This window comes from Streptomyces mesophilus (assembly GCF_011044995.1).
Taxonomy (GTDB): Bacteria; Actinomycetota; Actinomycetes; order Streptomycetales; family Streptomycetaceae; genus Streptomyces; species Streptomyces mesophilus.
The window spans coordinates 1-9,004 of record NZ_JAAKZW010000292.1 but is presented as its reverse complement, the minus strand read 5'-3'; the positions used below and the strand labels follow the sequence as shown (position 1 = coordinate 9,004).

The 9,004-nt window shown below is 71.1% G+C and carries 9 protein-coding genes, 1 tRNA gene and 1 riboswitch; of the genes, 7 read left to right on the top strand and 3 right to left on the bottom strand.

Going from position 1 to position 9,004, the window contains the following annotated elements; genetic code table 11:
- Window positions 1-277 precede the first annotated feature (277 nt).
- The 4 genes from G6045_RS36860 (at window position 278) to G6045_RS36845 (ending at window position 2,414) form a co-directional block, all read left to right on the top strand.
- Complete coding sequence (locus tag G6045_RS36860) at window positions 278-742, top strand: DUF5994 family protein (protein ID WP_165336593.1); 465 nt, start codon at window positions 278-280, stop codon at window positions 740-742.
- Between the two features lie 242 nt (window positions 743-984).
- The gene (locus G6045_RS36855; RefSeq protein ID WP_165336592.1) at window positions 985-1,539 is read left to right on the top strand and encodes a DUF5994 family protein; all 555 of its coding nucleotides are present in this window, start codon (window positions 985-987) and stop codon (window positions 1,537-1,539) included.
- A gap of 5 nt (window positions 1,540-1,544) precedes the next feature.
- On the top strand, window positions 1,545-1,832 hold the full coding sequence (locus G6045_RS36850) for a hypothetical protein (protein WP_165336591.1): 288 nt from the start codon (window positions 1,545-1,547) through the stop codon (window positions 1,830-1,832).
- A gap of 36 nt (window positions 1,833-1,868) precedes the next feature.
- On the top strand, window positions 1,869-2,414 hold the full coding sequence (locus G6045_RS36845; protein ID WP_165336590.1) for a hypothetical protein: 546 nt from the start codon (window positions 1,869-1,871) through the stop codon (window positions 2,412-2,414).
- A 117-nt stretch (window positions 2,415-2,531) separates the two neighbouring features.
- Here G6045_RS36845 and G6045_RS36840 read toward each other — a convergent pair.
- Window positions 2,532-2,605 (bottom strand) — tRNA-Met (locus G6045_RS36840).
- A 271-nt stretch (window positions 2,606-2,876) separates the two neighbouring features.
- Between G6045_RS36840 and G6045_RS36835 the strand changes: the two genes are divergently transcribed.
- The 3 genes from G6045_RS36835 to G6045_RS36825 all read left to right on the top strand — a co-directional run bounded on the left by G6045_RS36835 (window position 2,877) and on the right by G6045_RS36825 (window position 6,582).
- Complete coding sequence (locus G6045_RS36835) at window positions 2,877-4,055, top strand: PP2C family protein-serine/threonine phosphatase (RefSeq protein ID WP_408056410.1); 1,179 nt, start codon at window positions 2,877-2,879, stop codon at window positions 4,053-4,055.
- Window positions 4,056-4,256: 201 nt separating this feature from the next.
- A riboswitch (cyclic di-AMP (ydaO/yuaA leader) is annotated at window positions 4,257-4,410 on the top strand.
- A gap of 11 nt (window positions 4,411-4,421) precedes the next feature.
- The gene (locus G6045_RS36830; RefSeq protein ID WP_328708035.1) at window positions 4,422-5,471 is read left to right on the top strand and encodes a M23 family metallopeptidase; all 1,050 of its coding nucleotides are present in this window, start codon (window positions 4,422-4,424) and stop codon (window positions 5,469-5,471) included.
- 166 nt (window positions 5,472-5,637) lie between these two features.
- A complete protein-coding gene (locus tag G6045_RS36825; protein WP_165336587.1) occupies window positions 5,638-6,582 on the top strand; it encodes an aldo/keto reductase in 945 nt (314 codons plus the stop codon).
- Between the two features lie 46 nt (window positions 6,583-6,628).
- Here the strand turns inward: G6045_RS36825 and G6045_RS36820 are convergent, their stop codons facing one another.
- A complete protein-coding gene (locus G6045_RS36820) occupies window positions 6,629-8,035 on the bottom strand; it encodes a PrsW family glutamic-type intramembrane protease (protein ID WP_165336586.1) in 1,407 nt (468 codons plus the stop codon).
- 60 nt (window positions 8,036-8,095) lie between these two features.
- The gene (gene trmB / locus G6045_RS36815) at window positions 8,096-8,953 is read right to left on the bottom strand and encodes a tRNA (guanosine(46)-N7)-methyltransferase TrmB (RefSeq protein ID WP_408056409.1); all 858 of its coding nucleotides are present in this window, start codon (window positions 8,951-8,953) and stop codon (window positions 8,096-8,098) included.
- Window positions 8,954-9,004: the final 51 nt, after the last annotated feature.

The following is a 9,004-nucleotide window of genomic DNA, read 5'->3' as shown; positions in this document are numbered from 1 at the left end:
GGGGAGGGGCTCCGAAGGGTCGGGTGTCTTCAGGGTTCCGAGGGGATCGGGTGCCTCCAAGGACTCCGAGGATTCGGGTCCCGCCAGGGACTTCGAAGAGAGCGGTGCCTCCGTGCGAACGTCCTCGCCTCCCTCACCGTACTCCTGTCGGAGGAAAATCGGCCGGGCGTACGCTGGGGTCACCGGGTGCTCCTCGTACGCCGACCCCGTTCGGCGTCGCCTCCGGCGCACCACGACACGGGGCCGCGGACCGGCGGCCCCAAGAGGGGCGTGCGTCATGAACGCACCGACCACCCACCGCAGTTCGGCCGGATTCCGGCCGCCCGCCGCGTACCCGCCCGCCCGGCTCGCCCTGCGCCCGCCGACCTTCCCGGCAGGTCCGGTGTGCGGTGCCTGGTGGCCGCGCACCGACGACCTCTCCGCCGAACTGGCCGCGCTCACCGACGTGTTCGATGCCTCGCGCGGCCGAGTGACCCGGATCGCCACGCACCACGGCAGCTGGGCGAAGGAGCCGCGCACCCTGCCCGTGACGGGGCACACGGTCACGGCCACCTGGTACGTGGCCGGGCTCGACCCGTACACGATCCGGCTCTTCTCGTACGGGGCCGGCCGCTGGGACCTGTTCGTCGTACCGCCGGACAGCGAGGCAGGCGCGGCCGCCCGGCTGATGAGCGCGGCGGCGGACCCCGCTCTCCATCTCACCGGCTCCGGTCTGATGGAGGCGGAGAGCGCGGCCCGGTGACGGGACCGGTGGGGCGGGCGGCGCGGTGCCGGCCGAGCGGCGGTGCCGAACCGGGCGGGGGCCGAGGAGCGGTGCCGAATCGGACAGAGTGGCTGGTGACGCACTCGTCACCGAGGCGCCCCGCAGGAGTACCGTGGAAACACCAAGGGCACTTCGAACTCCGGCATCCACGCGGGTCTCGTCCTCGGTGAGCCAAGGCATCGGGGACGGCCACCGTGTCGCCCCGAAGACGGGTCCGCATCATGATCGCGACCACTAAGTCCCTCCGGATCACCCCACCGCCTTCACCCTCCGGCGCCCGTGTGGCGCTCAAGTCCCCCACCGGCCAGGGGCTGCTCGACGGCGCCTGGTGGCCCCGTTCGCGTGACCTGACCGCCGAACTCCCCGACCTGGTGGAAGTGCTCGATCCGCTGTGGGGCCGCGTCACCCGCGTCGCCGTCAATCCGATGCTCTGGCCCGTCGTCCCGCGCAAAGTGCCCCTCGGTCACCGTGTCCTGAAGGTCGGCTGGTTCGCCGCCGAACTCGACCCGCACAAGCTGCTGTTGCTGGGTTACGGGACCGGCCGCTGGGACCTTCTGGTGATCCCTCCCGAGACGGATGCCGCGACGGCGGCCCGGCTGATGAGCGCAGCCTGCGTGGTGGACGGCCCCGCGCTGACCGCCACCGATCTCGTAGCCGCCGCGCTCGCCGGCCACGACGTGGCGGTGCAGGACCGGCCGCAGAGTGCGCAGGAGTCGTGGGAGTACGAGGGCGGCGCGACCTCCGTGCACGCCGTCTCCCTGGCCGCGGGGCGGTGACCGGCATGGAAGCCGCCCTCACCGCGGCCGCCTTCCTGCTGCTTATCGCCCTCGCCGCGTATGTGATCCACCGCCTCAACCTCCAGCACGCCGAGAGGATCGCCTTGCGTACGTACAGCCCCGCCCAGGCCGGCCGCCGGCCCTCCACCGAGCCGGGCATCGCGGTGACGCCGCCGCCACCGCACGCCCCGCTGCCCGCCGTGGCCGACCGGCACGACCATCGCGACGGAGGCCGTGGGCGGTTCGGGGCGCGCCGCCGTCGGGACCGCACCACGCACAAGCAGGCCCGCTGAACGGGCCGCGCCGAAGGGACCGTGAGGGGAGGCCGGATGGCCGACGTGTATCTGCGCAGGCTCAGCCGATGGCAGGCCGAACAGCAGAGAGAGGCCGTCGCCGATGTGTACGTCACGGCGTACCGCGGCGCCGCCGGGGCCGAGTACCGGGATCGGGCAGGCTTTCTGCGCCGCTTCGCACGGCATGTGCAGCGCGAGGGATTCGACATGGCGGTCGCCGACGCGACCGGCCTGGCCGGCTGCGCCTACGGGTACCGCCTGGACCGTGACGGGGCCTGGTGGGCCGACTTCCCCGTCGAGGTGACACCGCAGGCGGAGGAACTCACCGCGTCCGGGCGGGTGTTCGCGCTCACCGAGCTGATGGTGCTGCCCGCGCAGCGCCGGCGCGGTGTCGCGACCCGGCTCACGGATCTGCTGCTCTCGCGCCTGGGCACGGACCTGGTGGTGGCGGGCGTCGACGGGGACCGGGCCGGGACGCGGGAGCTGCTCCGCGCGTGGGGCTGGAAGGAACTGCCCGCCACCCCCGGCCGGACCTCGCCGCCCTCGGGCCGTGAGGTGTGGGCGCGCTGGCCGGTGCGGTGAGTGCTCGCTTGCGGTGACGTACCGGTGAGGCGCGGGGCAGGAGCCCGGACCCACGGTGCAGGAGCCCGGACGCACGAAGGCCCGGCACGTTTTCACGTGCCGGGCCTTCGTCCTGAGTAGCGGGGACAGGATTTGAACCTGCGACCTCTGGGTTATGAGCCCAGCGAGCTACCGAGCTGCTCCACCCCGCGTCGGTAAACACAACTGTACGCCATCCGCGGGACACCTCGCGCCACGGTTTTCCGCGAGGCCGGAATCGAGGACCCGACGGGGCCTCCGTGACCAGGCAGGCGGCACCCGCGGTCACCTGATCGGCCCGTACGGATTCGCCGCCCGACCCGCCTGCGGGAACCCTGGTGAGGTGCGCGGCGGTGGCCCGCGGCTGCCGGGAGCGACGAAGAGGAGCTCCCGGAAACCCCGGGACACGTCACACCGGGTCGGACGGTGGCAGGAGACAGGCCGGTGGGGAAGCGAGGACGACGGCACACGGCCAAGGGCGCGGACGCGTACGAGGCCCGCCCCGGGATCACCCGCACCCGCGCCTTCGTCAGGACCCTGCCGCTGCTGCTCATCGGCGGCGGACTGCTGCTCTCGATCGCGACCCCGCCCAGTTTCACCGGGGCACCGCTCTTCTCCGCCGCTCCGCTGATCGCCGCACCGTTCTTCTCGCTGGCCAACACGCTCCTGACGGGCTTCATCGCGGTCGGCGCGCTCACCGGGCTGCATCTCTACAACGGGACCTTGGGCAAGACCGAGTCCCTCACCGAGATCGTGACGGTGGTGACCGTCGCCGTGCTCGCGGTGCTGATCAACCGGGTCGTCACGCGCAGCGGCGAGCAGCTGGCTTCGGCCCGCAACATCGCCGTGGCCGCCCAGCGCGCCGTACTGCCGGAGCCGGCCGCGCGGATCGGGGGTCTCGAGGTCGCGGCGCGGTACGAGGCGGCGCAGGCGGACGCGTTCATCGGCGGTGACCTGTACGCGGTGCAGGACACCCCGCACGGGGTGCGGATGATCGTGGGGGACGTACGGGGCAAGGGCCTGGGGGCGGTGGAGGCCGTGGCCGTCGTCATCGGCGCCTTCCGTGAGGCCTCCGAGCAGGAGGCCACGCTCGAAGCGGTCGCGCTCCGCCTGGAGCGGGCGCTGGCCCGCGAGGGGACCCGTCGGGACGGGCTCGACGCGGTGGAGGGGTTCACGACCGCGGTGCTCGCCGAGATCTCGCACGAACACGATGCCGTACGGCTCATCAACCGCGGGCATCCGGAACCGCTGCTCCTGCACCCGGACGGAAGGCTGCGGATCCTCGCACCCGAGCAGGCCGCGCTGCCGCTCGGGATGAGCGATCTGGCGTCCTGGCCGGACCGCGCGGTGACGGCCGACCTTCCGGCGGGGGCGATGCTGCTGTTCTACACGGACGGCCTGAGCGAGGCGCGCAGCGCCGAGGGGGTCTTCTACGATCCGGCGGCGCGGCTCGAAGGGCGGATGTTCCCCGGGCCCGACGCTCTGCTCTCCGCGCTCGTCGACGAGGTGCGCGAGCACACCGGCGGCGGAGCTACCGACGACATGGCGCTGCTCGCGATCGCGCGGCCGGCCGCGAGGACCGCGATGTCACCGAAGGTGACCGAGGGGCAGCCCTCTGCATAACAATTGATGCACCGTCAGAAATCTGATGACAGTGACTTGTCTCAACTTCCTTGGCGACTCGTCCGATTCCGACCCCTCGTGTCCCCTAAGTCCAGGCCAAAGCCGCTAACGATCTGTCGGAACGGCTTGGAATCCTGGGCCCCCGTCTATTAACGTTCGATAACGCAGCGCGGTCGTCCCAGCCGTCACAAGAGATGGCTCCGTGCGCACACGCTTAATCCCGCAAGGGAGCCGGGGAACCACTTTTTGGGGTGAATCGGGCAAGCGAGGCCTTCTCTGAAGGTGTCAACGCCCGTAGGAAACCTTCCTGTTCCGAACCCGTCAGCTAACCCGGTAGGCGAGAAGGAAGGAAAGGAGTCCGCCCCAGTGGCGACCCCCGCAGGCCGAGGCACCACCGCTGATCCCTATTTCGCGGACAGCACCCAGGAGTTCAGGTACGACGACGAGTCCTGGGAGGAGTGGAACCCGACCGAGGATTCCATCCGCCCGGTACGTGGCCGGCACCGTGTCGCCAAGCAGCGCGGCGGACTCGCACGCAGCTCCACCGTTCTCGGCGTCGGTGTCATAGCCGCCGTCGGCGCGGGCGGCATAGCCACCGCGAAGGACAAGCCGCCGGTCCCGATCTCCATGCCGGACCTCGGCGAGCAGGCCAAGAAGATTCCCGTCGTCGGCTCCCTGATATCCGACGACTCCGACTCCGGTGCCGACGAGCAGTCCGGTGTCGCGCAGGCCACCGCGGCCACCCTGCCCGTGGCCGCCACCAGCTCCAGCGAGCAGTCCACCGCCGACGCGGGCGAGGCCCTGCGGGCCCGCATCCTGGAGCAGGCGCAGAACCAGGAGGACGAGGCGGACGCCGCCGCTCAGGCCGCTGCCGAGCAGGCCGCCGCCGAACTGGCCGCGAAGGCCGCCGCCGAGAAGCAGGAAGCCGCCGAGAAGGCCGAGGCGGAGGCCAAGCGCAAGGCGGAGGAAGAGGCCAAGCGCAAGGCCGAGGCGGAGCGCCTGGCCAAGCTGGCCGCGAGCTACTCGCTTCCCACCACGTCGTACACGATCACCTCGACCTTCGGTCAGGCCGGCTCCATGTGGTCCTCCGGGTCCCACACGGGTCTGGACTTCGCTGCTCCCACAGGTACCCCCATCAAGTCCGTCCACACCGGCACCGTCAAGGAGGCCGGCTGGTCCGGCTCGTACGGCTACCGCACCGTGGTCGAGCTCTCGGACGGTACGGAGATCGCGTACAACCACCAGTCGTCGATCGGCGTCAGCGTCGGCCAGAAGGTCACGACCGGCGATGTCATCGGCCGTGTGGGCTCCACCGGCAACTCCACCGGACCGCATCTGCACCTCGAGGTCGAGACGTCGGGCGGCAGCCTGATCGACCCGATGGCCTGGCTGCAGAGCAAGGGCCTCAACCCCTGATTTTCGTACGGAACTTGTGAGCGCCGTAGGGGTACGGCGCACCTGAACCCCGGCAGTCCTGACGGCAACCCCCCGACGTCAGGGCTGCCGGTTTTGGGTTTCATGGGCGCTTTGCGTTCATTGCGTGCAAGGAATAGCGGCTTCCCGTGCGGGCGTTGATCAGTTCATGACCTCCTTGCGCCACCTCGGCTCCTCCGACCTCGAAGTCCATCCGCTCTGCCTCGGCGGCAACGTCTTCGGCTGGACCGCCGACGAGACCCGGACCTTCGCCGTACTCGACGCGTACAGCGCGGGCGGCGGCAACTTCATCGACACCGCCGACTCCTACTCGGCCTGGGCCCCCGGCAACCAGGGCGGCGAGTCCGAGACCCTGATCGGCAAGTGGCTGGCCGCGCGCGGCAACCGTTCCGATGTCGTCATCGCCACCAAGGTCGGCGCGCACCCCGCGTACAAGGGCCTCTCGGCGGCCACCATCAAGGCCGCCGCCGAGGAGTCGCTGCGCCGGCTCGGGACCGACTACATCGACCTGTACTACACGCACTTCGACGACGAAGCGGTGTCGGTCGAGGAGATCGTCACCGCGCTCGACGCGCTGGTGCGCGAGGGCAAGGTGCGGGCCGTGGCCGCCTCGAACCTCACCGCTGAACGGCTCCGGGAATCACTGGAGTTCGCCGAGCGTGAAGGCCTTGCCCGGTATGTGGCGCTTCAGCCGCACTACAACCTTGTTTCACGTGAAACGTACGAGGGTTCGAAGCAGGAGCTCGCCTCGCAGTGGGGTCTGGCCGCCGTGCCGTACTACGCGCTGGCCTCCGGCTTCCTCACCGGCAAGTACCGCCCGGGCGCCGAGGTCGACAGCCCGCGCGCGGGCGGTGCGGCCAAGCATCTGGAGACCGAGCGCGGCCGGCGGGTGCTCGATGCCCTCGACACCGTGGCGAAGGCGCACGGCGCCGAACTCGCCACGGTGGCGCTCGCCTGGCTCGCCGCCCAGCCGACGGTGGTCGCGCCGATCGCCTCGGCGCGCACCGTGGAGCAGCTGCCCGCGCTGCTCGCGGTGGGGGAGCTGACGCTCACGGACGACGAGCTGCGACTTCTGACGGCGGCTTCCGCCTAGTCGGGCCTGCACCTGGTCCGGACTCCGCTGTGTACGCGCCGCCCGCTCAGCTCGCGGGTGGCGCGTACGGGTTGTGGGCCGCGTACTGGTTCCCGAGGGGCTGCTGCGGGTGCGGATAGCCGTACCCCGGCTGGCTCGGGATGTACGGGATGTAGGGGATCTGCGGGCCGGACGCCGTCATCGGCTGCCCGTATGGCTGCGCGTACGGGGCGTACGGCTGCGGGAACGCCGGCGCCGTCATCCGTGCCGCATGGTCGAGAGCCGGGCGCGAGGGTCCCCGACGGGACCAGAGCGCCTGAAGCAACTCCCTTTCCCGGGCGACGAAATCGGCGCCCGCACGGCCGCTGCGGCCCCGGTGGCGCAGGAACGCCAGGGCCGTGGCGAGGGAGATGTACTCGCGGACGGTGCGTGCCACGTCCTTGCCGTGGGCCCCCGCCGCGTACTGGCGTGCCATGCGGCGGGCGCGCAGGGTGCCGAGGGCGTACGGCTCGGGGGCGGTGAGCCAGCCGGCGGCGACGTACGCGGGAAGTTCCTCGCGGACCGTGCGCAGTTCGCGCTGGCGGCTGTAGACCGTCAGCCAGGTCAGCAGGCCGAACGACGGGACCATGAAGCCGACGTAGACGAAGAAGAAGCCGAGGCCGCCGAAGGAGGCGGAGCCGTTCCATGCGGCGTGCATGCCCATCGCGAGCAGCAGGCCGGCGAGCGGGAACAGGATCCGGCGGAAGCGGTGCCGGTCGGCGGCGAGGGCGGCGAAGCCGAAGCCGATGCCGGTGAGGACCGTGAACAGCGGGTGGGCGAACGGGGACATCACGATGCGGACGAAGAAGGTCGCCGCGGTGACCGAGTCAAAGCCGATGCCGTCGACTCCGCTGGCCTCGTCGGTGCCGTAGGCGTTGCCGAGATAGAGGATGTTCTCGGTGAACGCGAAGCCGGTGGCCGTGACCCCGGATATCACCACTCCGTCGACGAGACCCTTGAAGTCCCGTCTGCGGAACAGGAAGACGAGCAGGATCGCCGCCGCCTTGACCGTCTCCTCGACGACCGGTGCGACGACGGTGGCGCCGAGGGTGTCGGCGCTCGTGGGGTCGGCGGTTCTGGTGGCTATCCAACGGGTGGCGAAGGAGTTCGCGACGATCGCTATCAGCGCGGCCGCGCAGGCACCCCACGCGAACGAGAAGATCAGGTTCCGCCAGGGCGCCGGTTCGACCCGGTCGAGCCAGCGGAACGCGGCTATCAGGAGCGGTACGGGAAATATCGCGAGGCCCAGACCCACCAGGAAGCCCTCGGTACCGGTCTCCTTGCGGACCAGGGCGAGGATCACCAGACCGGACAGGGCGAGCAGGGTGATCAGCGCGCCCGCTTTCACGGCACGGCGCTGCCACCAGTGCACAGGCCTGCCGAGACCGGCGACCGGGTGGGCCGGCGGGTGCGGAGGCTGGGGCGGTGCGTTCACCCCTCGACCCTAACGAGCGGCGGGCGGCTTGTGCGACGGTGCCCGTGAGGTTGGCGCGGGTCAGTCGGTTTCTTCGGTGCCGCGCAGGAAGATCAAGTCGTGGACGACGTGGTCCTTGTCGAGCCCCTTGCCCTCGAAGCGGGTCAGCGGGCGGAACGCCGGGCGCGGGGTGTAGCCGCCGTCCGGCTGCGAGTTGGTGAAGTCGGGGTGGGCCTCGAGCACCTCGAGCATCTGCTCGGCGTACTCCTCCCAGTCCGTCGCGCAGTGGAGGAAGCCGCCCGGCTTCAGCCTCGCCGCGGCGAGCGTCAGGAACTCCGGCTGGATGATGCGCCGCTTGTGGTGGCGCTTCTTGGGCCAGGGGTCCGGGAAGTAGACGCGCACGCCGTCGAGGGCGTCGGGGCGGAGCATCTCGGTGAGCAGGATGATCGCGTCGCCGTTGGCCACGCGGACGTTGTCCAGCCCGTTCCGCTCGGCGAGAGCGAGGAGGTTGCCCTGGCCCGGGGTGTGCACGTCGACGGCGAGGATGCCGGTGTCCGGGTCGTCCGCGGCCATCTGCGCGGTGGCCTCGCCCATGCCGAAGCCGATCTCGAGGACGACGGGGCGTCCCTCGAACATCTCGGCCAGGTCGAGCCGCTGCTTGCCGTCGATCTCGATGCCCCACTTCGGCCACAGCCTGCGCAGGGCGTCGCCCTGGCTCAGGGTGACGCGGCTGCGGCGCGGCTGGAAGCTGCGGATCCGCCGCTCGAAGTGCGACCCGGCGGGGTCGGGACTCGGTCCCTCGCCCTCGGCGAACCGCCGCATCTTCTCCGCACGGGCGGCGGAGGCGGCGGCGCGGGTCTCGGCGTCGTACGGGTCGGCTGCGATGGTGCGCTCGCCGGCGGATGCGTCGGCTGCGGTGTTTTCGGGGTGCTCGGACACAGTGGGTCCGATTCTACGGAGGGTCTGGGGCGGGTGCGTTCCGGCTGGGGT